This is a genomic window from Mesorhizobium sp. B3-2-1 (assembly GCF_006439515.1).
Lineage (GTDB): Bacteria > Pseudomonadota > Alphaproteobacteria > Rhizobiales > Rhizobiaceae > Mesorhizobium.
In genome coordinates, this window is the sequence record NZ_VFTI01000008.1 from 1 (window position 1) to 23,348 (window position 23,348).

The following is a 23,348-nucleotide window of genomic DNA, read 5'->3' on the forward strand; positions in this document are numbered from 1 at the left end:
CGGCACATCCTACGACCCCAACAAACACCCCGCCGCTAGCTTCTTGCTCACAACAGGTTGACACAGGAAGTCTCATGTGGCCTCCCCCAGAATAATTACCGGCAGGTCCCACTGGATCAGCACGACGCAGCCGTCCTTCGTCCACACCGAATGCTCGGTGCCGACCGGGTTCAGGATGACGCTGCCCCGGGGATAATCGCCGTTCTCGTCGCTCTGTGTGCCCTCGAGCACGACAATGGTTTCCAGGCCGACATGGCGGTGGCGCGGCACGCCGGCTCCGGCCCGATAGTCGAGGATCGCCACCGACGGCTCGACCGGTCCGCCCTTGAGCAGCCAATGCACGGTGATGCCGTCGCGAAAAGGCTCGAACGCCAGCTCGCGCCAGCCGCCACCGACGAGGCCGGCAAAACTCAGATTAGCCATTCGCGATTCCCTGCAGCACCTGGTCGGTCATCGCCGTCCAGCCGACGATCGCGCCCTGGGCGCGGATCATGGCGATGGCCGCCGCCTTGAACTCCGGAAAATAGCTTTCCGTCGCATCTTCGGCGAGCAGGCACTCATAGCCGCGATCATTGGCCTCGCGCATCGTCGTCTGCACGCAAACCTCGGTGGTGACGCCGGCGAAAACCAGTTGCCGAGCGCCAAGCCGCTTCAGCTCGTCACCTAAGCCGGTCGCATAGAAGGCGCCCTTGCCCGGCTTCTCGATGACGATCTCGCCGGGCAGCGGCGTAAGTTCGGCGATGATCGCGGTGCCCGGCTCGCCCGATATCAGCACGCGGCCCATCGGCCCGACATCGCCGATGCGGATCGACGGATTGCCGCGGTTGCGCTTGGCGGGCGGCAGGTTTCGGCGCGGTGGCACTCCATCGTATGGATCACAGGCAGGCCGGCGGCGCGGAACCCCTCGATCAGCTTCTTCACCGTCGGCACGATAGCCTGGATGCGGCTGACGTCGTTGCCGAGGCTGGCGCCGAAGCCGCCGGGCTCGGCGAAATCGCGCTGCATGTCGATGACGACCAGCGCCATCGTGTCGGGCTTGAACGCAAAGGCGAACGGCTGCGCGTCGATTTGCGCCATCAGTGATGTCCCGCCATATGCTCGCCGATGGTCTGTACGCTCGCGCCGGCGGTCGGCGTCTCATAGACCAGCGCGCCATCCGACATGACGAAAATGCGGTCGGACAATTCCAGCAGCTCGTCGAGGTCTTCCGACATCAACAGCACGGCCGCACCCGCATTGCGCGCCTTCATGATGCGGGCGCGGATTTCGGCCACCGCCGAGAAGTCGAGGCCGAAGCAGGGGTTGGAGACGATCAGCAGGTCGACCTCGCCGGTCAGTTCGCGCGCCAGCACCGCGCGCTGCACATTGCCGCCCGACAACGCGGCGATGGGCGAGGACAGCGAAGCGGTCTTGACCTTGAACTGCTCGACCAGGCGGGCGCTGAAGGCGCAGATGGCGCTGGTGCTGATCCAGTTCACCGGCCTGCCATTGCCGTCCATGTCGAAGGTGCGGAAGGAGATGTTTTCGGCCACCGTCATTTTCGGCGCGCAGGCATTCTTGAGCGGCTCCTCGGGAATGAGACGCACATTGAGCGCCCGCGCCTCGGCGCGCGTCGCCGCATAGGCGGCACCGCGCACCAACACCTCGCCGGCGTCACGCGGACGCTGGCCGGCCAGCACTTCCAGGAATTCCTTCTGGCCGTTGCCGGAAATGCCGGCGATGCCGACGATCTCGCCCGAGCGCACGCCGAGGTCCTCGATGCTGATCGACTTCAGCCCGGTTCGATCCGGCGCCTTCAGCGATTTGACCTTGAGCACGATCTCGGCATCGCGTTTCGGCGTCGCGCGGCTGTCAAGCGTGGCGATCGGCTGGTCGCCGATCATCATCGCCGCCATCGCCTTGCGGCCGAGGTCGGCGACGCGGCCGGCCCCGGTAAGCTTGCCCTTGCGCAGCACGCTGACATCGTCGGCGAAGGCAGTGACCTCATGGAATTTGTGCGAGATCATCAGCACGGTGAGGTCGCCGGCCTTGGTCATGTCGCGCACCAGCCCCAGCACCTCCTGCGCCTCGCCGGGCGTCAGCACCGAAGTCGGTTCGTCCAGCACCAGGAAGGAGCGGCCGAGATAGAGCTGTTTGATGATTTCGAGCTTCTGCTTCTCGCCGGCCGCAAGCTCCGCCACCTTGACGTCGAGCGGCAGCTTGAACGGCATGCGCTCCATGAACATGGCAAGATCGCCCCGCTCCTTGCGCCAGTCGACAATGCCGGGCACCTTTTCGCGCGAGATGACGAGGTTCTCCGCTCCGGTCAGCGACGGCACCAGCGTGAAGTGCTGGTAGACCATGCCGAGCCCGAGCGCCGAGGCATCCCTGGGGCTGGCAATCTTGACCTCCCGGCCATCGACCAGCATGTCGCCGGAGGCCGGGTGATAAAAACCCATCATGCATTTGACCAGCGTCGACTTGCCGGCGCCGTTCTCGCCGAGCAGCGCGTGGAAGGAACCTGCCGGCACGTTCACCGACACGGCATCCAGCGCCATGAAGCCGCCGAAGCGCATGGTCATGCCGATGGTTTCGACGCCGACGGCCTTTCTGACGCTGCCACTCATAGCGCCCTCCTCACGGCAGTTGCGCGACGAGCGCCTTCGAATTCGACACCGTGCCGAAGACGCCGCCCTGCATCTTGATCATCTTGATCGCCGCAAGATGGTTGCCGTGGTCGGTCGCCCCGCAGCAATCCGCCAGCATCATGCATTCATAGCCGCGGTCGTTGGCCTCACGCATGGTGGTGTGCACGCAGACATCCGTGGTGATGCCGGTGAGCACGATGTTCTCGATGCCGCGCTGGTTGAGGATCAGCTCCAGATCGGTGGCGCAGAACGAGCCCTTGCCCGGCTTGTCGATGATCGGCTCGCCTTCGATCGGATAGAGATCGGGGATGATGTCCCAGCCCGGCTCGCCGCGCACCAAGATGCGCCCGCACGGACCTGGGTCGCCGATGCCGGCATTGATGCGGCGCGAGCGCCAGCGCTTGTTGGCCGGCAGGTCGGCGAGATCGGGCCGATGCCCCTCGCGCGTGTGGATGATGGTGTAGCCCTTGGCCCGCATCACCGAGAGCACAGACTTGATCGGCTCGATCGGCGCCCGCACCAGCGACAGGTCGTAGCCCATGTGGTCGACATAGCCGCCCGGCCCGCAGAAATCGGTCTGCATGTCGATGATGATCAGCGCCGTGTTGTCGGGCCGCAGATCGCCATTGTAGGGCCACGGATAAGGCTCTGCGTCGATCGTGTGCTGGATGATTTCGGCTCTGGCGTTCACGGGCAAAACTCCAGTCATTTTGTGATCGACAGTTCGCCTGGCGCACCGGCGAGCGAGCGTGTCGGCGACGAGGTGGCGATCATGATGATGAGGGTGAGGATATAGGGGGCGGCATAGAACAGATAGTAGCCCTGCGTCACGCCGACAGATTGCAGCGCCGGGCCGAGCGCGCCTGCCCCGCCGAACAGAAGGGCGGCGGCAAAACAGCCGAGCGGGTTCCAGCGCGCGAAGATGACCAGCGCCACCGCCATCAGGCCCTGGCCCGAGGAAATGCGCTCGGTCCAGCTACCGGGATAATAGAGCGAGAGATAGGCGCCGCCGATGCCGGCCAGGGCGCCGCCGACCCCGGTGGCGAGCAGGCGCACAGTGTCGGGGTTGAGGCCCATGGCGCGGGCCGCGTCCGAACTGTCGCCCACGACGCGCACGATCAGCCCGGCGCGCGTGTTGCGGAAAGCCCACCACAGAATAATCGAGAGCACGGCCCCGATCAGGAACAGCACGTTGACGTCGAGCGCTGCCTGCACCTGCGGGATGTCGGACCAGCCGCCGAAGGGAATGGCGGGCAGGTTGGGCGCCTTCGGCTTGATGAACGGTTTGCCGAAGAAGAAGGCGAGACCCGAGCCGAACAGCATCAGTGCAATGCCGATGGCGATGTCGTTGACCTTCGGAAATTTGCAGATCCAGCCATGGAACAGGCCGAAGCACAGGCCGGCGCCGGCGGCGGCGATCAGGCCGAGCCAGGGCGAGTTGGTCATCACCGCGACCGCATAGGCGGTCATGGCGCCGAAGACGAGCGTGCCTTCGAGCCCGAGATTGATGCGGCCGGAACGCTCGGTGATCGCCTCGCCCAGCGAGACGAAAATGAAGGGCGTCGACACGCGGATGGCGCCGCCGAGGATGGCGAGCGGCACGCCCCAGAGTCCGATGCCGGTCGCGTCCATCAGGCAGTCCCCCTCGGGAGATCGGGCCTCGCCCAGAGATCGGGATTGAAGGCCTTGAAGCGGCCGTAGAAGGTTTCGCTGAACAGGATGACGATGAAGATCATGCCTTGCAGCACCAGCACGGTGGCGTCAGGCAGGTCCATGCGGCGCTGGATCAGCCCGCCCGAGGCATCGATGCCGCCAAGCAGGATGGCGACCGGGACGATGGCCAGCGGATTGTGGCGGGCAAGGAAGGCGACGAGGATGCCGGTGTAGCCATAGCCGGCCGCGAGCGAGGCGTTGGCGCTGCCTTGCACTGCGGCGACCTCTAGCATGCCGGCGAGCCCGGCAAAGCCGCCGGCCAGCGCCGTGAAGCCGACGATGAGCGGCCCGACGGCCAACCCCTGCACCTGTGCTGCCCGCACATTGCCGCCGGCGATGCGAGCGGCGAAGCCCCAGCGCGTCTTTTCGATGAGCACCCAGGAGAGGATGCAGGCGACGACGCCGACGACCAGCCCCCAATGCACGTCCATGCCCGGAATGTTACCGATGCGGTAGATATCCGCCAGCGGCTGGGTCGACGGCTTGTTGAGCGAGGCCGGGTCGCGCAGCGGCCCCTCCACCAGTTGGTTCATCAGCGCGATGGCGATATAGGCCATCAGCAGGCTGGAGATGGTCTCGTTGACCGCCCGGTAGTGGCGTAGCGCGCCGACGGCACCGATCCAGATGCCGCCGGCGGCCATGCCCGCCACGCCCATGGCAAGAATGACGATTGAGGGAGGCGCGCCGCTTAGCGCCACGCCGATGGCAGCGGCGGCGACGCCGCCGAGCACGATGGCGCCCTCGCCGCCGATGACGACAAGGCCGAGCCGAGCCGGCAACGCCACGCATAGCGCCGCCAGCAACAAGGGTGCGGCCCGCGACAGCGAGTTCTGCACCGAGAACCACGAGCCGAAGCCGCCCCGCCACATGGTCTCGTAGAGCAGGACCGGCGACTTGCCGACCAAGGCGATGAACAGGCTGAACAGCGCCATGCCGACGATCAGCGCCGCGAGCGGAATGACGAATGCCTCCGCCCGCCGCGCCATCCATTCCAGCGCCGCCGGATAGCCCCTGGCGCCGAATAGTGCCGGCATGCCGGCTCCTGTCACCGTATCCGTCATCGCCCCGTTCCCCTCAGATCAGGCGGTCGAGCCGACGACGCCCTCGACCAGATAGTCCATGCTTTCGAGTTCGATGGCGGTCTCCGGGAACGCCTGGCCCGCGGTGGCGACGACAGCGCCCTTGTTGCTCTTCAGCGGTCCCTTGATGACGGCGAAGCCGCCCTTCATCATTTCGGCCAGCGTGGCGTCGAACTGCTTGCGCGCCGGCTCGCCGACGGCGGGGCCGAGCGGGCTCATCTTGACGAAACCGTCGGCCAGTCCGCCGCGCGTGAAGTTGGGCAGCGGCGTGCCGGCCACCAGATCGTCGACGAACATCTTGTAGACCTTGGCCCAGTTCCACTCGGCGCCGGTCAGGTATTTCTCGGGCGCCAGCGGGCTCTGGTTGGCATGATAGCCGCAGACGAAGGCGCCGCGCCCGGCGGCCGTCTCGACCACCACTTTCGGGCTGTCGACATGGCAGGTGATGACGTCGGCGCCCTGGTCGACCAGCGCGTTGGTGGCTTCCGCTTCCTTGACCGCCAGCGACCATTCGCCGGTGAAGATGACCTGGCAGGTGATGGACGGATCGACCGAGCGTGCGCCGAGCAGGAAGGAGTTGATGTTGAGCAACACCTGCGGGATCGGCTTGGCCGCGACGAAGCCGAGCTTCTTGGTCTTCGAGGTGTGGCCTGCGACCACGCCGTTGAGATACTGGCCCATGCCGATATAGCCGAAATAGGAACCGGCATTCATCGGATGCTTGGTCTTGTCCCACATGCCGCCGCAATGGCGGAACTGCACGTCGGGGAATTTCGCGCACATGGCCAGCATGTGGGGGTCGAAATAGCCGAAGGAGGTCGGGAAGATCAGCGAGGCGCCGTCGAGGTTGATCATCGATTCCATCGTCTTCTGGACATCGACCGTCTCCGGCACGTTCTCCTCCTCGACGACGGTGATACCCTCCATGCCCTTCAGCGCTGCGGCACCCTCGGCATGCGCCTGGTTGTAGCCGTAGTCGTCCTTCGGCCCGACATAGATGAAGCCGACCACGGCAGCGGCGGCGAACGCCTTGCTGACGGGAAAGGCTGCGGAGGCAAGCCCTAATGCGGCTCCGGCGGCGGAGGTCTTGAGCAACTGGCGACGGCTAAGCACGAATCTGTCGGTCATCTCTTATGCTCCCCTATAGGACCCTTTCCGGGTCGGTTAACGCCTTCTCAAGAAAGTGCATGCAATCGTTGTGCCAATTCGAGTTTCAAAATTTCATCAATAAAATCAATCATCCTTGTGAGGAACCATGCACAAGCGAAAGGCAATTGCATGCACTTTTTGCCTTGAAAACAGACAATTTGACAAGAAGATTAAAACATAGGCATATCGGGTGCGGCCGAGTCGGGATCGTGCCGTTCGGCCGCAGGGTTTCAGGGACCTGGAACACCGAAGCACGGGAGGCGAAGCAGTTTTGTCGGGAAAGCGCAGCTTGATCCGGGCGGGCACGACCGTCGATCAGATGGTGAGGGCGATCGGCGACCGCATCGTTACCGGCGTGCTGCGTCCCGGCGAAAAACTCGACGAGGTCTCGCTTGCCGCCCGCTTCGAGGTGTCACGCACGCCGGTGCGCGAGGCGCTTGGCCAACTCAGCGCCATGGGCCTGGTCGAGCGGCGGCCCAACAGGGGCGCCATCGTCGCCGTCGTCACGCAGGAGCACCTCGCCTCGATGTTCGAAAGCATGGCCGAGTTGGAAGGCATATGCGCGCGCTTCTGCGCCGAGCGGATGACCGGCAGCGAGCGCCGCGCGCTCGAGGTCGAGCATCAGGCCTCGGCGCGGCTGGTACGGCTGGGTGCCGAGGAGGACTATGAGTACTTCAACACCGAGTTCCACAGCCGGCTCTATCGCGGTGCCCACAGCACGCACATCCACGAATTGACCGCGACGACGCGCAGCCGGCTGGCCCCCTTTCGCCGCGCCCAGTTCAGGCTGGCCGGACGCCTGGCGAAGTCCTGGCAGGAGCATGACGCCATCGTCACCGCGATCCTGCGTGGCGATGGCGCTGCTGCTGGCAAAGCCGCCAGGGAACACGTGTCCATCGTCAGCGAAGCGAGCGCGGTGTTTGTCGTTGACGGCCATGCACGAGGCGCGCCGCTACACTCCTAGAGGTCACTCGAGAGGAAATGGTTCCACCCGGCACTGCGCGCTCATGGCATTGTAGCAGCTCATTCGAATGAGGTTGAGGCATCCCTGAAAACGGTGCTGTCATGCCCAGCACCGCAAGAAATATCGCGGGGTTTCTGAATGTGGGGAAAGGCGGTAGCGCACTCCCGCTACCGGTCCACAAAGCCGTCGCCAGAAGCGATTTGGCCTGAGCCGGCTGGCTCGATTGCTCGCCCGGCCGTCAGGCCGTGCGAACGGTGCCGCCCAATGCGCGGCATTCCGATGGGCAAGGCGCCTCCGAAAGCAAGATACCAACGATGTTTCAGCAATAGCTAAAGGAACCGAACGGCGATCGCTGAATTTTGCTTCGAGCGGATATCGAAGGGACCGCGTTTCTGGAGCACCTGCATGGGCAACATGAGCGCCGAAGTCTCTGAGAAGCAGAGCAACATTCGGGCAAGAGGGCCATTCCAGCGATTCCTGCGCACAATCGGACCTGGTTTCATCACAGGCGCTTCGGACGACGACCCTTCGGGCATCGGCACTTACAGCCAAGCGGGCGCCCAGCTGGGGTTCAACGTCGGCTGGACCATGGTATTCACTTTTCCGCTCATGGTCGCGATCCAGGAGATAGCGGCGCGGATAGGCCGGACGACAGGCCGAGGTATTTCCGGCAATCTGGCCCGACACTACCCGTCTCCCCTGATGTATTTTGTAGCCTTGCTTCTGTTCGCCGCCAACGTGATCAACATCGGGGCGGACCTGAGCGCGATGGCTGACGCGCTGCGATTGCTGGTGGGCGGCCCAAGCTCGCTTTATGTCGTTGCGTTCGGCGTGGCATGCGTTTTGGCGATCGTCTTTCTCGACTACAGCCGATACGTCACGGTCCTGAAATGGACAACGCTGAGCCTCTTTGCCTACGTGGTGGCTACGTTTCTGGCCGATATCCCATGGGGCGAGGCCCTCAAGGGGGTAGTTCTTCCCCACGTGGAATGGAATCGAGCGTTCTTCACGACACTTCTGGCCATATTCGGCACCACGATTTCTCCCTACCTGTTCTTCTGGCAAGCATCGCAAGAGGTCGAAGAGGAGACGATCGACCCGAAGGCCAAGCCACTGAAGCGGGCACCATGGCAGGCGTCGCGTGCCTTCCAGCGCATTCGCGCCGACACCTTGGCAGGCATGGCTTTTTCGAACCTGATAGCCATTGCAATCATCGTCACAACGGCCGCCACCCTGCACAAGGCCGGAGTGACCGACATCAATTCCTCCACCGATGCGGCCAAGGCCCTGGAGCCGGTCGCGGGCAAATTCGCATTTGTGATCTTTGCAATGGGGATTATCGGCACGGGCCTTCTGGCGGTGCCGGTTCTCGCGGGCTCGGCCGCATTCGCCGTGGGCGAGGCGCGCCGTTGGCCAGTGGGGCTGGAGCGCAAGCCGAAGCACGCGATAGCATTCTATGCGACCTTGGCCACCGCGGTGGTGCTGGGAATGGGTATCATGCTCACGCCGATCGATCCGATCAAGGCGCTTTACTGGAGCGCCGTCATCAACGGCATATGCGCCGTCCCAGTCATGGTCGTCATGATGCTGATGACCGGACGTTGCGACATCATGGGCGAATTCCCCGTTGAGGGTTGGCTGCGCCTTCTCGGATGGCTCGCGACAATCACAATGGGACTGTCCGTGGTCGGCCTCGCGCTGCAATGGGCCTTTTGAACAGCCGATCGGCTGGGAGGTGCTTGCTGCAACGGTCATGGGCAGGCTGGAAAGCGGGCGAAGGAACCCAGCCACGAGAAGATTCATCGAGCCGCCCTGGCAAGCACCTGCCGGCACCATACTAGTCTAGCAACCCGGCAAGCCAACGAGGGAAATACCTTGAAGCTTGCACCGCCGGTTCCTCATGTGGATGTCAGAGCTGGCGGACGGCTTTCGCCCGACCGCACCGTCTGCGATTTCCAGCCAGGGCCGGTCCGCCCGGGCCTTGCTCCTCAACGTGCGCTCAGCGCGACCATGCGATCAAGGGCGCCGCCGAGTCCTTTCAGCGACACCGGAAAACTCAGCGGGGTCTCGGCCGCGGTGGTGACGTTGAGCTTGAGCTCGGTGCCTGCCTTGAGCCTCTGCGCCAGCGCCCGGTCGATCGGAAACAGCGCGACGCAGCCATTCGGCAGGCAGGTCCTGAACTTCAGAGGTCCGACGGGCTGCTGGTCGTCGACCTGCGCCGCCACGCCGGGGTCGAACAGGATGCCGAAGGGCAGCAGCAAGGTTCCGGTCAATCCGCCCTTCTGCGCCACGCGCAGCTCCACGGCCAGAAGCCTCTGGCCGTTTTTCTGCGTCTGGTCCTGCGTGACCGTGCAGACCCGGGCATTGTCCTGCATGCCGCAGGCCAGTTGCCAGTCCTGATAGGTTTCCTGGAGGGACGATGCGCCGTTCGGAAGCGACGCCGCCTGCTGCTGTTGCGCGAAAGCAGCCGGCAGCGAAGCGGAAAAGGCAACCGCGCAGATGGCGGCTGCCTTCAGGCAAGAATGTCTACGAACCAATGAATGCGGCCTTCTCTTCGGTGCCGGGCAAATGCCCAAAGTATCGGCTTCGAGAGCCCGAGTTTACTGTCACGTACAGACCCATTCTCGGATCTTGCATTGGATCCCCCCTGCCTCGCAGGCCTGCAGGGCGAGATCCTCCGCTTCCCGGCGGGTCTCGGCCGAGTTCACGCCCCAGGGGGTGAACCGGTGCTCCACCTTGTCGGCCACTGCGAGCGCGCCGCAATGCTTGTAGGGAAATCCGGTCTCGTCGTCGTCCGTCCAATGGCGGTGATTGCGGAACACGGCAACGACATTGCAGGTTTTTCCACCGGCATTCTCGCAATATTTCTGCGCTATGTCCTTGGCTTCCTGACGCTTGTCGGCACCCCAGAAGAAGCCGTACTTTGTATCGGTCTGCGAGTAGGCGATAGCCGCCCAGATGCCTTTCTCCTCCTGCGGCGGCTCGGACGGCTCCACCAGGTCGGCCGAGACCACCTGCCCGCTCCACAGCAAGGCCATGCACAAGACTGTCAAACGTCGCGATTTCATGGTCCGCAATCCTTTCCAGGGCGTCTCGCCCATTCGCCTGACATCCTCACTTGGCCGCCGATGCGATGGAAATCACCACACATGTATTGCCCGTCGGCAGGAGAAGCGCTTCGCCCGTGTTGCCGCCAAGCTCGTACACTTCGACCTGTCCGAGATGGTCGGTGATCTTGCTGCCTTGCGGAAGAACGGACGGAATGTCCGCGCACGGACTGGCGAACGGCGCCACCCGCACCATCGCGCCCTCGCAACCCGAAGCGGTGGGCGATGCGAAGACCACGCCAGCGGCCGGCCCGCTGTAGCGGTCCGTGGCATAGTCCATGCCGACAAAGGCCTGGACGGCGTGCTTGTCGGCGGCCTGGTCGTTCCACTGGGATTTGACGCTGTATTTCGTGCCGGTCGTCAAAAGCTGTCCGAGCACCGGAAAGACGGTCGAACAGGCCTGCACGCCGGCCTGCTTGACGTGCTGGAGGAAGGGCGAGTCCGGCAGCGCGGGAGCGGCGGCCGCCTCGGCCTGTGCGGCCGTCGGGCTGCCGACCAGACCGGCGATCGCGGCATAGTTCGCGCCGGCAAAGCCAATGCCCATCATGACCAGCCCCATCAGCGACAATCCGACGATGCGCGGCCACCGCCGCGGCGGCTCGACGGTCCTCTTGCGATCCGGCTCGGCGATCCTTCTGCGGTCCGGCTCGATGGTCGGATTGCTGCGCGTCGCGGAGATGAACGGGTCTTGCTGGCTCACGGTGCTGCCTCGGTTATTTGACTGGCGCAAGGGCCTCGGACAGCCCCTTGAGCGTTGCGGTGACGGTAATGGTCTGGCCGTCGACGGTCGGGTAGGAAATCGCCGGCGTCGCCTTCTGAGCTATCTCCTGGCGCATCAGGGGTCCCACCGGCAGCATGCCGACGCAGACCATTTCGTTGCAACCATTCAGATGCACGTCGATCGACTCCGCGCGCCCGTCGAACTTCAGCGACACCAGCCCGTCGCTCCTGGCGTTCGGCGCGGTGCGCAGGATCATGTAAGGCTTGCCGTCCTGGGTGGCGGCGAGCGACCAGCTGAACGCCATCTTGCCGGCGCCGTCCTCGATCACCTGCGAGACGTTGCAGACCTTCTTGCGCGCCTTGAGGTTCTCGTCGCAGATCAGCGTCCAATTCTCGAAGGGACGGATGGTGCGCTGGTATTGTCCGAGCTTCGCATCGGGAGGCACGACCACGTCGGAGGGCTTGACCCTGTAGGGCGAAGCCACCTGCCCGGCAGCCGGCGCCAGCCCGCCGGCAAGCGCCAGGCAGGTCAGGCATGCCATGGCAAATCCGGGAAAACCAGATGGTTTCCCCGGATTCGCGTCTAGCCTGTCATGGCCGGTTCGCCTGTTCATTGCCGCCCTGTTGCCCGCCTCAGTTCAAGGTGAAGCTCAGGCCGGCGCCGACACCGACATTTCCGCCTGCCGCCGTGCCGGACACATTGCCACGGATGCGGCCGTCCTCGCTGGTGTAGCCAGCGCCGAAGGCAAAGGCGCTCGAATCCCGCCAGAAGCCACCGCCGGCCGCCACGCTCAGCTTGCCGGGACGGTCGTCATAGCGCAGCGAGGCCGCCGCCAGTCCGATTGCCGCCGCCTGCCGTGCTTCGTCCCTGATGCCGCTGATATCGGAATTGAGCTGGCTGAACTTCTGGTCGGTATAATTGTTGGCCTGCTGCAGCGTCGTGACCGCCACCTGGTCGGTATAGGTCTTGCTCTGGGCCAGGTTCAGGTTCAGCTGGTTGACGTTGACCGCGTCGGTGCCGGTAACGCCGGGGCCGACATTGGAGATGACGACAGGCGCATTCGGGTCGCCGCCCTGCAGCGTTATCTTGTTGGTCTTGGTCGTCGATCCGTCCGGATTGTTGACGGTGTCGTATTGCACGGTGTTTTGGACGGTACCGCCGATGCCGCCGATCGTCTTGGTCAGATCCTCGATCGCCGTGTTGGTGGCGTAGAGCTGCGAGCCGTTGATCGCATCGGTGCTGTCGGAAGAAACGCGTCCGGCGGCGACATTGGTGATCGTCCGCTCGGAGCCGGCGTCGCCGACGCTGACGGTTCCGGTCGGGGTCGTCCCGGCAAAGGCGTAGGTCTTGCCGTTGATGACCGTGTCGGACGTGCCGACCGCGGCCTGCGACACCGAGCCCGAACCGAGCGCGACATCGCTGGCGTTGTTGGCCTGTGCGCCCTGGCCAAGCGCGACGGCGCCTTGCGCCGCGGCGATCGAGCCATGGCCCGCTGCCAGGCTGTCGGTGCCGCTCGCCACGCTCTCCGGCCCGATCGCCACGGCGTTGGTACCGCCTGCGACCGAGTCGGCCAGCGTCGAATTCGCGTGGAAATACTTGATGCCGCCGCCATTGTTGATGTTGGTCAGCGCATTGTCGACAGCGGTGAAGCCATCATAGACGGTCGAATAGTTGTTGCCCTGGATGGTGTAGGTCGGGCCGGTGATCGAGCCGTCGGGATTGACCGTGGTGCCGCCGCCGAACAGATTGGAAACGTTTTGCGAGACGCCGCGCAGTTGCGAGACGTTGACGCCGTCCGTGTCGGCCGAGCCCGCCGCGACATTGGTGAGCTTGCGTTCGGCGCCCGCGGCACCGAACGACACTTCGCCGGCGGAAGTCTGCGCAGCGGTCAGGCCAAAGGCGGTGTAGCCGGCCTGCGCGCCAACCGAGGTGATCGACGAGGCACCCAGTGCGACGCTGTTGGCGAAGGTGCTCTGGGCGCCGGCGCCGAGCGCCACCGACTGGATGCCGGAAGCGGTCGAGTCCGTACCGAGCGCGATGCCGTCGGCCAGCATCACATGGGCGTTCTGGCCGATGGCCGTGCCGCCGGGCGCCGTCTGATCGACGACGGCGCCGTTGCCGATGCCGACGCCATTGTCGCCATTGACGACCGTGGTCGGGCCGACCGCGACCGATTCCGCACCGACCGCCAGCGAGTCGCCAGCTGTCGAATTGGCATGGAAATATTTCGTCGGGGTGGTGGAGACCGCAGCGATCGCCCCCGCCAGCTGGCGCACCGTCACGGCGTCCTGGTCCTGCGTGCCGTCGGCGACGTTGGTGATCTGCCTGTAAGCGGTGGCGGTGCCGACCGAAACGGCGCCGAGCAGCGTCTTGTCGGTGGTGTTGTACTGGATGAAGTTCGACGGACCGGCGGCGATCTGCCCGGAAGCGGGAGCGATCGCGCGATCGGAGACCGAACCCGAGCCGAGCGCTACGCTGCCGTCGATGCTGGCCGCGCTGCCGCGTCCGAGCGCCAGCGCGCTGTCGCCGGTCGCGGTCGCCTGGTAGCCGACGGCCGTCGAGCCGACGCCCTGGGCGAAGGAATCGGTCTGCGCCAGTCCGGTCTCGTTGGTGCGGGCGTAGCGAATGCCCACGCCGTTGGCGTCGGTATAGGCGGTCGAGGTGTCGCCGGCGATGTTGTTGATCGTGTTGCCGAGATTGGCGATGTTGCCGCCGATGGAGGCGATGTCGGTGGTGTTCTGCGTCACCTGCTGGTTGGTGGCGAAGAGCTGCGAACCATTGACGGCGTCGGTGGAACCGCCGTTCAACTGCCCGGCCGCGACATTCTGGATCTGGCGCTCGGCGCCGGCCGAGCCGACAGAGAAGGCGCCGGCCGGCGTGCCGCCGGCGAAGCTGTAGTTGACGCCGCCGATCGTCGCGCCGCCGACAACCGTGGTTGGCCCCGATGCCGAATTGAGGCCGATCGCGACGTCGCCGGCATTGTTGGCCACGGCATTCGGGCCGACGGCGACGGAATCGGTCCCAAGCGCCTGTGAATCCGCCAGCGTCGAATTGGCATGGAAATATTTGATACCGCCGCCGACATTGATGCTGGTAATGGCGGCGCCGATGGCGTCGACCGCCTTGTTGGTGGCGAAGAGCTGAGAACCGTTGATCGCGTCGGTCGAGAGCGCGCTGATCCGCCCCGCCGCCAGATTGGTGAGCGTGCGTTCTGCGCCGGGCGCGCCGATGCTGACCGTCGAGGTCGGATTGATGCCCTGGAAGGCATAGGTGGTGCCGTTGATCACAGCACTGGGCGTAGCTACCGCCGCGACGGTCGTCGAACCGGAGCCAAGCGCCACGTCGCCGGAACTCGCCGCCGCCGTCGCGCCGTCGCCGAGTGCGACGTTGCCCGCAAGACCGGCGGCACCCGCCGTGGAGCCGTTGCCGAGCGCCACGGAGCCTTGCCCGATCGCCTTGTTGTTGTTGCCGATCGCGACGGCGCCCGCCGCCTGGTTGGCGGCCGTGGCGCTCGCCGTGCCGTCGCTGTTGGCGATGTTGTTGGCGCCGCTGGTGACGGCGCCGGTGCCGCTGGCATAGCTGGGGTCACCGATCGAGACCGCGCCGTCGCCGTAAGCGGTGTTGCCGGAACCGATGGAGACGGCCTTGCCGCCGGTCGCCACCGCGGTCGTGCCGATGGCGACCGACTGGGCCGAGTTGGCTGTGGCGCTGGTGCCCATGGCGATGGCATCCTGCGCGCTTGCATTAGCCTGCTTGCCGACCGCCGTGCTGTTTATACCGCTCGCAGTGGCGCCCAGACCCAGCGCGCTTGCGCTCGCGGCAGTCGCCCTGGCGTTGTTGCCGAGCGCGGTAGCTGAGACGTCCGTGGCCTGGGCTCCGGAGCCTGCCGAGACCGAACCGATCCCGCTCGACACAGCCTGATTGCCCAGGGCCAGGGCAAAATTGCCCGAAGCATTGGAGGTACTGCCGAGTGCCGCCGAGTTTACGCCGCCGGCAGCGGCCAGGCTGCCTACGGCAGTGGAATTGGAAGCGGAGGCAGCCGCTCCCACGCCGAGAGCGGTCGCTTGAACGTCGGTTGCAAACGCGTTCTGGCCGATCGCGGTGCTGGACGTGGCTGTGGCGTTGGCATTGGGTCCGATGGCGGTACCGTATTGGCCTGATGCCTTGGCTAGGTATCCAAACGCGGCTGCGTCGAGGGCCGATGCAACGGCCTCACGGCCGACGGCGGTGGAACTGGCGCCGCTGGCGACGGTGCCCCAGCCTATGGCCGTCGCATAATTATTGCTGGCCCAGGAACTGGTGCCGACGGCAGTGGAGTTGCCGCCCGAGGCAATGGAGAAAGTGCCCAAGGCATTGGCGCCGGCTCCGGTGGCACTGGCCTGAACGCCGAGCGCCACCGAATTGACACCGCTTGAGACAGTGCCCTGGCCCAATGCCATCGCGCCGCCGGTGCCTGTGGCTTTCGCGTTCAGGCCGAGAGCCACCGAGTACTGTGCCGACCCAACGGATTGACGTCCTATCGCGATGGCGTCGACCTGGGATGCCGTAACATCGGTGCCGATGCCGATCGCGCTTTGTGCGAGCGCGCCCGTTCCCGCAACGGTGCGCGAACCGAGATAGACGGAGTTGATCTGGGTCGCTAGCGACTGGAAGCCAATTGCGACGGCATTCTGGTTACCCGCATTGGCATTGGTGCCCTGGGCGATGGAATCGATCCCTGCCTGCGTTGCTCCAGAGCCAAGAGCGATGCCACGCAGCCCAGACGCGTTGGCGGAAGGACCAACCGCGACCGAGCCAGCGCCAGTCGCTGTTCCGCCGCCGGCCGCATACTGCGCCAGCGCCGGCGTGGCGATGCTTCCGAGACCTGCGACAGCCAGCGCCGCCGCAATCCGGCCGGCGCCGAGCATGCCGAGCCCATGTTCCTTGCGGCGCATACCAAGCACCCGATGCGCCATGCGCAATACTGCCATCAGGCGCCGGCGAACCGAGCGCGAGCCCAGATCGCCCCCCGCGATCCAGCGCCCGGCGAAATGCGCCGCGCGGCGCTGCACAACAAGCGAGCCGCTCGAAATCTTGGTGTCGGTCATGGTGCCCTCTCCGCTGGCCGGCATGGAATCGTCTGACAATTCCAATCCATGACAGGAAGACATGATTCCTGATTGCGGTATTTCATGATATTGCTGTCTTGTGAGAAAAGAGCCGAGCAACCGGACGGAGGTTAATAGCTAGTTACCTTAGCTACTGCTTTAAAACCAAGTAATCAAACAATGTCGCGAGCGGCGCCTCATCTAACCTTGGCGTTAAGCTTGCCCACCCGCGCCTGCAGCGGCGTCACCTGCCGGTATTTCTTCAGCATGGTGGTAAAATGGCTCTGGCTTGAAAATCCGCAGGAATGAGCGATGTCCGCGATCGCCATGCGGCTGTCGGCAAGCCGCCTTTCGGCAAGGTCCAGCCGCAGGTCGAGGACATATTGGTGCGGCGGCACCCCGAACGTCCTGGCAAACGCCCGCACGAAGTGAGAGGGCGAAAGCCCGCAGACCGCTGCCATCTCGGCAAGCGCCAGCTTGCGCGTGAAGTTCTCGCGCAGGAAGTCCTGCACCTTGCGTGCGCCGCGAGGCGAAAGCCCGCCTTTTGCGTTGAACTCCGGCTGCCGGGCCGAATTGATTCGGGAAACCGACCCGGGGAAATCATCATCGCCCGGCATTCTTCGGCCTCCTGACGCGTCCCAGATGCAGTTCAACCCGAGGCCTTCTTCCCCGTTCCCCCCAAAAACAATTCGTGATTGATCGCAGCAGGCATGCACCGTCAGGCCCGCTCATGGGATCGATCCATCCGACTGCGAACAATGCGCAGGCCGCATGGACGCAAGCATGATCGCTACGGGGTATTCCCTGGCCGGGAATGTCGGCGAACCGGACCCCCGAACGGAATGGATCACGCATCCTTGTGCGGCGGCCCTTCGCGGACCGGCACTTTCAGGAATGTTGTCCAATCGAGCTGTCCGCTCTCGATCGATGCCCCGGGAAACGCCGCTTTCCCGAGCCTCGTCCGCATGTTTCATTCGCGCTGCCTCAGTCGTCTCGACGCCGTCTCAAATCCCCTTTCCCGACCCGAAGCCAAGGTAACGCACGCACCTTGGCTTGGGAAGAACCCCCACGCGCAAAGAAAAATCTTTATTCGGGAAAAGAAAGATTGGTCGGCGATGACGAGCGTTTCATTTTCGCTTCGTGCGAGGTCTTCGCCATCCCGGAATTTTGCCGACCGGCCAGACACGACCGGTCATGCGATTCTGTATTCTCGTCAACCACTGATGGAGGCTGAAGGCCACGCACAGAGCCGGTGATTGACGGCCCGCGGCTACAGATCACCGCGCCGGTTCTCGTACAGATCCCAGGCGAGTTCCACGAAAGCCAGAAGAACGTCGTCCCGGTTCCAGCCGGCAGCCACCGCCGCCTGGACGATTTCATTGATGAGAGGCAGCAACTGGTCCTGGCAGTCGGCCGACATATCGCCGTCGCCCGGCCCTTCGAAGTTGAACGTCATCATCCGGCGCCCCCCTTCGCCTTCAGCCGAAGTGTTACATCGGCAATTTCATTCCCTTTGATATACAACGGATGCGGTTCCAAAGTACAGGAAGCCCTGGAGGACCAAAGCAGCACGGGACGACGCCGGATCACACCGGTTCTATGCTTTCCTGGGGTCAGGGGTGGACGCCGCTTTCAGCGTCCTGGTTTGCTTGCTCAAATAACCGTGCGCCAGCCGTTCTCGCATCCGTAGACGCAACCGGCAGCGCCGCGCGGCCAATGGGCGGTGTGGACATCGCCGGCTGCATTGCCTTCCGCGGGCGCTCGCTGGATAGTCCCGGCAATGTTCGAAACTCTGGTGATTCACTGGCCCCAAATACTGGCGATCATCTCGGTGGTGATGGCGACCATCGGCATTGCCCATGCCGTCATGACCAAGGAGGACGTCCGCGCCGCCACCGGCTGGGTCGGCGTCATGGTGCTGTCGCCGATCCTCGGCGTGCTGATCTATGCGGTGGCCGGCATCAACCGCATTCGCCGCGCCACGATCAGCGCACAGCGCCCGCTTGCCGATGGCCTGGTGTCGGCCAAGCATGAGCGCGACGTCGCCGCCGAAGAGGCGTTGATCATCGAGCGCTACGGACAGCGCTTCACCGGCCTCCGGACGCTGGGCGACAGGGTGGCGCGGCGCGCGCTCAATCCGGGAAATGCAATCGACGTGCTGGAGAGCGGCGACGAGGCCTACCCCGCCATGTGCGCGGCCATCGACGGGGCCGAGCGCAGCGTCCTGCTCGAGACCTATATTTTCGACAATGACGCCGTCGGCCTGTTTTTCGTCGAAGCGCTGGCCGGCGCTGTCCGGCGCGGCGTCACCGTCCGTGTGCTGATCGATGCCGTCGGCGCCCGCTACTCCGTCCCGAGCATCCTGGGGCATCTGCGCAGCGCCAATATCACGGCGGATGTCTTCAACGGCAACATCGTCATGGGCCTGCGCCTGCCCTATGCCAACCTGCGGACCCACCGCAAGATCCTGGTGGTGGACGGCACGGTTGCCTTTACCGGCGGCATGAACATCCGCAAGGGTTTTTCGGCGGAGTTCGCCGGGTCGAACAGCGCCAGGGACACGCATTTCCAGGTCACCGGACCTGTTGTCGCCGATCTCTTCTCGGTCGCCGCGGAAGACTGGCGCTTCGCCACCAAGGAGGCGCTGAAGGGCGATGCCTGGCGGATCACACCGGTTTCACCGCCCGCCGGCCAGCCGATGCTGGTGCGTGCGGTCGCATCGGGGCCGGATGCCAGCAACGAAACCAACCACAAACTGCTGATCGGCGCCTTCTCGGTCGCGCGCAAGTCGATCCGGCTGATGTCGCCCTATTTCCTGCCGGACCGGGAACTGATCAGCGCCTTGATCACCGCGGCGAGGCGCGGTGTCGAGATCGATGTCGTGGTGCCGGCGGTGAACAACCTCTTCCTTGTCGACCGCGCCATGACCGCCCAATTCGACCAGATCCTGAAGAATTATTGCCGCATATGGCGCACGGAGGGACCCTTCGACCATTCCAAGCTGCTTTCGATCGACGGCGTGTGGGCCTATGTCGGGTCCTCCAACCTCGACGCCCGCTCGCTTCGGCTCAACTTCGAGATCGACCTGGAGGTCCTCGACGTAGGTTTTGCCACCGAGATCGAGACCCGGATCGGATCGGCAATCGAAACGGCCGTCCCTGTCACGCTGGCCTCCTTGCGCGCCCGGCCGTTCATCATCCGCCTGTTCGACCGCATCCTTTGGCTAGGATCGCCCTATCTCTAGAAAAACCATTATCTCCGAGAAGAAACCCTATCTTTAACAAAACGACGTGTTTGCCCGATAGCGTGTCGCCAACCATGGAACATCGGCCGAAAGACTCTATTTCTAGGTGCATGGTGAGAACAGCAAGGATGATGGGCGCGCCATGCGAATGAACGGGCGCAGCCTGCCGGCCAGCGTGCTCCTGTCCATTCGCGACAGGCGGATGCGCAAGGCCAACGCCTTGTCGCCGAAGAAGGGTGGCGTCACCGGGACGCTGGTCGCCTCCTACAACGTCCACAAATGCATCGGCGTCGACCGCAAGTTCGATCCCGACCGCACCAGCCGCGTCATCCGCGAGATCGCCCCCGACCTCATCGCCCTGCAGGAGGCCGACAATCGTTTCGGCGACCGTGTCGGGCTTCTCGACCTGCACCGTCTCGAACTGGAAACCGGCCTCGTGCCGGTGCCCATTTCGGCAACGGGCAAAGGCCATGGCTGGCACGGCAATGTCCTGCTGTTCAAAAGGGGCGTCGTTCGCGACGTGCATCAGATCAGGCTTCCGGGTCTCGAACCGCGCGGCGCCGTGGTGGCCGAGATCGATCTCGACGGAAATCAGTCCTTGCGCATCATCGCGGCCCATCTGGGATTGCTGCGCCGCTCCCGCTCGCAGCAGGCCCAGGTCGTGCTCGATCTCATGAACAGCCCCGACGAGAAGCCGACGCTCCTGCTCGGCGATCTGAACGAATGGCGGCTCGGAAACCGCTCCGCGCTGAACACGCTGCACGCGACCTTCGGCCCGCAGCCGCCGGCAGTCCCCACCTTCCCGTCCAACCTGCCGCTGCTGGCGCTCGACCGGATCATGGCCAACCGGCACGGCATGATCGCGACCGTCGAAGCGCATGACACGCCGCTGTCGCGCGTAGCCTCCGACCATCTGCCGCTGACCGCCTTCGTCCACTTATAGTATGTGGCCGATAACGCCTTGATGTCGCCGGCGTAGCAAAGCGTGTGGATTTGAGCGGAACACCCGGTTCTTCCGCGAGTTTATGTGCATTGAACATTCAGGAGGATGGAATGAAGAAATTGATTTTGGCCTCGGTGCTGGCGTTTGCCGCGACAGCGGCAGCGATTGCGCCTACGCAGGCTGCAAGTGTGACAATCCAGTCCGACGACGGCAACCAATATTCGAATGACGATTCCGCAGTCGTCGTTCGCCGTCATCATGTGCGCCGTTATGACAACCAGTATGATGGCGACCAGAACGCTCAGTACAATGACTACGGCAATGGCGGCTACCGCTGGCACCACCGGCACCACCGCTGCCACATCGAGACGGTCGTGCATTGGCGTCACCACCACAGGGTGATCGAAGACGTTCGCGTCTGCGGCTGAGGCCGGTTCGTCTCCCGATCCTATCCTTGGCGGGTTGCCGCCAAGGATAGCCATTGACGGCCGTCGCCTTTCCACGGACGCGGCTATTGCCGCATTGCACAAATTCCCGAGCATGCCCACAATGCGGGCATGATCCGAACTTCACTCGCCGTCCTGGTGATCGACGAAAACCGCATCCGCGCTTCGATAATCGAGGCCGGCTTGCGCGAGGCCGGCCATGAGCGGGTCACCGTCGTCCATGACGTCAGCGGCATAGCGCGCCGCATCGCCGAGATCGAGCCGGACGTCATCGTCATCGACCTGGAAAACCCCAACCGGGACATGCTGGAAAACATGTTCCAGCTGTCGCGTGCGGTGAAGCGGCCGATCGCCATGTTCGTCGACCGCTCCGACCAGGCCTCGATCGAGGCGGCTGTCGATGCCGGCGTTTCGGCCTATGTCGTCGACGGGTTGAGGCAGGAGCGCGTCAAGCCGATCCTCGACATGGCGGTGAGCCGCTTCAACGCTTTCTCGCGCATGGCGCGCGAACTGGAAGAGGCGCGCAGCGAACTCGAGAGCCGCAAGGTGATCGACCGCGCCAAGGGCATCCTGATGAAGTCGCGCGGCCTGACCGAAGAAGCCGCCTACACGCTGCTGCGCAAGACGGCGATGAACCAGAACCGCAAGATCAGCGATATCGCCCAGAGCCTGGTGACTGCCGCCGGGCTTCTCGGACCGGCGGAGGACGAATAGACATGGGCGCCGAGCACCAGATCACCGCTGGCTTCATGCCGCTGTTCGACAGCGCCGTCCTGGTCGCGGCCGGCGAACTGGGCTTTGCCGCGCGCGAAGGCATCGATCTCATCCTGCACCGCGAGACCTCCTGGGCCAACATCCGCGACCGCATCGCCATCGGCCATTTCGACCTCGCGCACATGCTCGGGCCGATGCCGCTTGCCTGCAATCTTGGTCTCACCCCCCTCGCCTCCGAGACCATCGTGCCCTTTTCGCTGGGGCTCGGCGGCAACTGCGTCACCGTCTCCAACGCCGTCTGGGAAAGCATGGCGGCGCATGGAGCCGTATCGGACCTCGATCCGGCACGTGCCGGCGCAGCCCTCGGTGCGTTCATCCGCGAGCGGGCGGCCGCCGGCCGCGAGCCGCTGCGCTTTGCCGTCGTGCATCCGCATTCCGGGCACAATTACGAACTGCGCTATTGGCTCGCCGCCTGCGGTGTCGACCCGGACCTCGAGATCGAGATCGTCATCGTGCCGCCGCCCTTCATGACCGATGCGCTGGCCGCCGTCCGCATCGATGGCTATTGCGTCGGCGAACCCTGGAACAGCGCCGCGGTGGCGGCCGGCACCGGCCATATCGTCACCGTCAAGGCGCTGCTCTGGCGCAACAGCCCGGAGAAAGTCATCGGCGCGCGCAAGGCCTGGGCGCAACAGCAGCCGGACGCGCTGGCGGCGCTGCTGAGGGCGCTGCACCACTCCGCCCGCTGGTGCCAGGACGCGGCAAATCATGGCGAACTGGCGGCGCTGATGGCACAGCCCGGCTTCCTCGGCCAGAAGGCGGCCATTGAGATGCCGATCCTGACCGGGCATTTGCAGCTCGGCGGCGGAGCACAACGGACCGTCGAGGATTTCTTCCTGCCTTTCGGCAAGGCCGCCAACTTTCCCTGGAAGAGCCATTCGCTGTGGTTCTACACGCAGATGGTCCGCTGGGGCCACGTCGCACACACGCCGGAAAACCTTGCCATCGCCCGCGATTGCTACCGGCCCGACCTCTACCGCTCGGCGCTGAAGCCGCTCGGCGTCGCGCTGCCCGGCGCCAATGCCAAGGTCGAAGGCGCGCTGAAGGTGGCGACTCCGGTGGGCTCGGCGGGCGCAAGCCTGGTGCTCGGCCCGGACGGCTTCTTCGACGGCCAGATCTTCGATCCCGATGAGATCGACACCTATATTGCGAGCCAGTCGCACCCCTGAGCATTTGCGCGCCATTCTTGTGCATTGCACAAAATTTATGCGATCCATCGACCGGATTGGTCAATGTTTGACCTTATCCGTTGCCGGCGCGGCCGAACCATGAGTCGGCGATCCAGCTGATTTCATTAGAAATTCCTGCTGAGGGAAAAACTGGCACGGTTCCTGCTTTGAAATAAACGAGCCCTTCACGGGCAACGGAACAGGCGTCCAACGATGGGCGCCCACAGGCAAAGCTGCCGCTCAGGTCGACACGCGATCCCGGATGTACGGACGCGAGGGCCTGGACGGCGGCTTTTTTGTTTTTGACCCGAACACGCAATCGACG

Annotated in this window: 20 protein-coding genes and 1 pseudogene; 7 read left to right on the forward strand and 14 right to left on the reverse strand. The window is 64.5% G+C overall.

Translation table 11 applies throughout. The features are described 5' to 3' along the window. Window positions 1-72: 72 nt before the first annotated feature. The 7 genes and pseudogenes from FJW08_RS10445 to FJW08_RS10475 form a co-directional block, all read right to left on the reverse strand. A complete protein-coding gene (locus FJW08_RS10445; RefSeq protein ID WP_027144369.1) occupies window positions 73-423 on the reverse strand; it encodes a cupin domain-containing protein in 351 nt (116 codons plus the stop codon). After that, window positions 416-1,077: pseudogene (locus FJW08_RS10450) on the reverse strand (isochorismatase family cysteine hydrolase). The gene FJW08_RS10445 and the pseudogene FJW08_RS10450 overlap by 8 nt, the downstream one beginning before the upstream one ends. Then, window positions 1,077-2,606 (reverse strand): ABC transporter ATP-binding protein, encoded by a 1,530-nt coding sequence (locus tag FJW08_RS10455; protein WP_140810455.1) that lies wholly within the window; start codon window positions 2,604-2,606, stop codon window positions 1,077-1,079. The pseudogene FJW08_RS10450 and the gene FJW08_RS10455 overlap by 1 nt, the downstream one beginning before the upstream one ends. 10 nt (window positions 2,607-2,616) lie before the next feature. Next, window positions 2,617-3,318, reverse strand: a complete 702-nt coding sequence (locus FJW08_RS10460) for an isochorismatase family cysteine hydrolase (RefSeq protein ID WP_246682298.1) — start codon at window positions 3,316-3,318, stop codon at window positions 2,617-2,619. Between the two features lie 14 nt (window positions 3,319-3,332). Continuing rightward, window positions 3,333-4,259 (reverse strand): ABC transporter permease, encoded by a 927-nt coding sequence (locus FJW08_RS10465; RefSeq protein WP_140810458.1) that lies wholly within the window; start codon window positions 4,257-4,259, stop codon window positions 3,333-3,335. Continuing rightward, on the reverse strand, window positions 4,259-5,374 hold the full coding sequence (locus FJW08_RS10470; protein WP_246682307.1) for an ABC transporter permease: 1,116 nt from the start codon (window positions 5,372-5,374) through the stop codon (window positions 4,259-4,261). The genes FJW08_RS10465 and FJW08_RS10470 overlap by 1 nt, the downstream gene beginning before the upstream one ends. A gap of 45 nt (window positions 5,375-5,419) precedes the next feature. Further along, entirely contained in the window at window positions 5,420-6,547 is a 1,128-nt protein-coding gene (locus tag FJW08_RS10475; protein WP_140810460.1) for a BMP family ABC transporter substrate-binding protein, read from the reverse strand. Between the two features lie 310 nt (window positions 6,548-6,857). Between FJW08_RS10475 and FJW08_RS10480 the strand changes: the two genes are divergently transcribed. Together FJW08_RS10480 and FJW08_RS10485 are read left to right on the forward strand one after the other, a co-directional pair. Then, entirely contained in the window at window positions 6,858-7,532 is a 675-nt protein-coding gene (locus FJW08_RS10480; protein ID WP_140755812.1) for a GntR family transcriptional regulator, read from the forward strand. 405 nt (window positions 7,533-7,937) lie between these two features. Next, complete coding sequence (locus FJW08_RS10485; RefSeq protein WP_140810462.1) at window positions 7,938-9,248, forward strand: Nramp family divalent metal transporter; 1,311 nt, start codon at window positions 7,938-7,940, stop codon at window positions 9,246-9,248. Window positions 9,249-9,520: 272 nt separating this feature from the next. On the opposite strand, the gene FJW08_RS10490 is transcribed toward FJW08_RS10485, so the two are convergent. The 7 genes from FJW08_RS10490 to FJW08_RS10520 form a co-directional block, all read right to left on the reverse strand. Next, window positions 9,521-10,069 carry an invasion associated locus B family protein gene (locus FJW08_RS10490; RefSeq protein ID WP_140810463.1) on the reverse strand — a complete coding sequence of 183 codons (549 nt, stop codon included), beginning with the start codon at window positions 10,067-10,069 and terminating at the stop codon, window positions 9,521-9,523. A gap of 69 nt (window positions 10,070-10,138) precedes the next feature. Beyond that, complete coding sequence (locus FJW08_RS10495; protein ID WP_140810617.1) at window positions 10,139-10,600, reverse strand: DUF4189 domain-containing protein; 462 nt, start codon at window positions 10,598-10,600, stop codon at window positions 10,139-10,141. Window positions 10,601-10,646: 46 nt separating this feature from the next. After that, complete coding sequence (locus FJW08_RS10500) at window positions 10,647-11,339, reverse strand: hypothetical protein (protein ID WP_140810464.1); 693 nt, start codon at window positions 11,337-11,339, stop codon at window positions 10,647-10,649. Between the two features lie 13 nt (window positions 11,340-11,352). Then, entirely contained in the window at window positions 11,353-11,901 is a 549-nt protein-coding gene (locus tag FJW08_RS10505; protein WP_140810465.1) for an invasion associated locus B family protein, read from the reverse strand. Between the two features lie 91 nt (window positions 11,902-11,992). Beyond that, on the reverse strand, window positions 11,993-16,447 hold the full coding sequence (locus FJW08_RS10510; protein WP_140810467.1) for a YadA-like family protein: 4,455 nt from the start codon (window positions 16,445-16,447) through the stop codon (window positions 11,993-11,995). Window positions 16,448-16,644: 197 nt separating this feature from the next. After that, window positions 16,645-17,064 (reverse strand): AraC family transcriptional regulator, encoded by a 420-nt coding sequence (locus FJW08_RS10515; RefSeq protein WP_181182893.1) that lies wholly within the window; start codon window positions 17,062-17,064, stop codon window positions 16,645-16,647. 653 nt (window positions 17,065-17,717) lie between these two features. After that, the gene (locus FJW08_RS10520; RefSeq protein WP_181178313.1) at window positions 17,718-17,906 is read right to left on the reverse strand and encodes a hypothetical protein; all 189 of its coding nucleotides are present in this window, start codon (window positions 17,904-17,906) and stop codon (window positions 17,718-17,720) included. Window positions 17,907-18,227: 321 nt separating this feature from the next. On the opposite strand from FJW08_RS10520, the gene FJW08_RS10525 reads away from it, so the two are divergent. The 5 genes from FJW08_RS10525 to FJW08_RS10545 all read left to right on the forward strand — a co-directional run bounded on the left by FJW08_RS10525 (window position 18,228) and on the right by FJW08_RS10545 (window position 23,023). Beyond that, window positions 18,228-19,691 (forward strand): phosphatidylserine/phosphatidylglycerophosphate/cardiolipin synthase family protein, encoded by a 1,464-nt coding sequence (locus tag FJW08_RS10525; RefSeq protein WP_140810469.1) that lies wholly within the window; start codon window positions 18,228-18,230, stop codon window positions 19,689-19,691. A gap of 142 nt (window positions 19,692-19,833) precedes the next feature. Then, complete coding sequence (locus FJW08_RS10530) at window positions 19,834-20,634, forward strand: endonuclease/exonuclease/phosphatase family protein (protein WP_140810471.1); 801 nt, start codon at window positions 19,834-19,836, stop codon at window positions 20,632-20,634. Window positions 20,635-20,744: 110 nt separating this feature from the next. Beyond that, on the forward strand, window positions 20,745-21,062 hold the full coding sequence (locus FJW08_RS10535) for a hypothetical protein (RefSeq protein ID WP_140810472.1): 318 nt from the start codon (window positions 20,745-20,747) through the stop codon (window positions 21,060-21,062). 129 nt (window positions 21,063-21,191) lie between these two features. Then, window positions 21,192-21,794: an ANTAR domain-containing response regulator gene (locus FJW08_RS10540; protein WP_140755834.1), complete on the forward strand. Its 603-nt coding sequence runs from the start codon at window positions 21,192-21,194 to the stop codon at window positions 21,792-21,794. A 2-nt stretch (window positions 21,795-21,796) separates the two neighbouring features. After that, complete coding sequence (locus FJW08_RS10545) at window positions 21,797-23,023, forward strand: CmpA/NrtA family ABC transporter substrate-binding protein (protein ID WP_181182894.1); 1,227 nt, start codon at window positions 21,797-21,799, stop codon at window positions 23,021-23,023. The last annotated feature ends 325 nt before the right edge of the window (window positions 23,024-23,348 follow it).

What these genes read in the sequence shown, in the direction of transcription:
- FJW08_RS10445 (WP_027144369.1), bottom strand. Translation starts at nt 423, where the DNA reads ATGGCTAATCTGAGTTTTGCCGGCCTCGTCGGTGGCGGCTGGCGCGAG.
- FJW08_RS10455 (WP_140810455.1), bottom strand. Translation starts at nt 2,606, where the DNA reads ATGAGTGGCAGCGTCAGAAAGGCCGTCGGCGTCGAAACCATCGGCATG.
- FJW08_RS10465 (WP_140810458.1), bottom strand. Translation starts at nt 4,259, where the DNA reads ATGGACGCGACCGGCATCGGACTCTGGGGCGTGCCGCTCGCCATCCTC.
- FJW08_RS10470 (WP_246682307.1), bottom strand. Translation starts at nt 5,374, where the DNA reads ATGCCGGCACTATTCGGCGCCAGGGGCTATCCGGCGGCGCTGGAATGG.
- FJW08_RS10475 (WP_140810460.1), bottom strand. Translation starts at nt 6,547, where the DNA reads ATGACCGACAGATTCGTGCTTAGCCGTCGCCAGTTGCTCAAGACCTCC.
- FJW08_RS10485 (WP_140810462.1), top strand. Translation starts at nt 7,938, where the DNA reads ATGGGCAACATGAGCGCCGAAGTCTCTGAGAAGCAGAGCAACATTCGG.
- FJW08_RS10495 (WP_140810617.1), bottom strand. Translation starts at nt 10,600, where the DNA reads ATGAAATCGCGACGTTTGACAGTCTTGTGCATGGCCTTGCTGTGGAGC.
- FJW08_RS10505 (WP_140810465.1), bottom strand. Translation starts at nt 11,901, where the DNA reads ATGGCATGCCTGACCTGCCTGGCGCTTGCCGGCGGGCTGGCGCCGGCT.
- FJW08_RS10510 (WP_140810467.1), bottom strand. Translation starts at nt 16,447, where the DNA reads ATGACCGACACCAAGATTTCGAGCGGCTCGCTTGTTGTGCAGCGCCGC.
- FJW08_RS10515 (WP_181182893.1), bottom strand. Translation starts at nt 17,064, where the DNA reads ATGCCGGGCGATGATGATTTCCCCGGGTCGGTTTCCCGAATCAATTCG.
- FJW08_RS10520 (WP_181178313.1), bottom strand. Translation starts at nt 17,906, where the DNA reads ATGATGACGTTCAACTTCGAAGGGCCGGGCGACGGCGATATGTCGGCC.
- FJW08_RS10525 (WP_140810469.1), top strand. Translation starts at nt 18,228, where the DNA reads ATGTTCGAAACTCTGGTGATTCACTGGCCCCAAATACTGGCGATCATC.
- FJW08_RS10530 (WP_140810471.1), top strand. Translation starts at nt 19,834, where the DNA reads ATGCGAATGAACGGGCGCAGCCTGCCGGCCAGCGTGCTCCTGTCCATT.
- FJW08_RS10535 (WP_140810472.1), top strand. Translation starts at nt 20,745, where the DNA reads ATGAAGAAATTGATTTTGGCCTCGGTGCTGGCGTTTGCCGCGACAGCG.
- FJW08_RS10540 (WP_140755834.1), top strand. Translation starts at nt 21,192, where the DNA reads ATGATCCGAACTTCACTCGCCGTCCTGGTGATCGACGAAAACCGCATC.
- FJW08_RS10545 (WP_181182894.1), top strand. Translation starts at nt 21,797, where the DNA reads ATGGGCGCCGAGCACCAGATCACCGCTGGCTTCATGCCGCTGTTCGAC.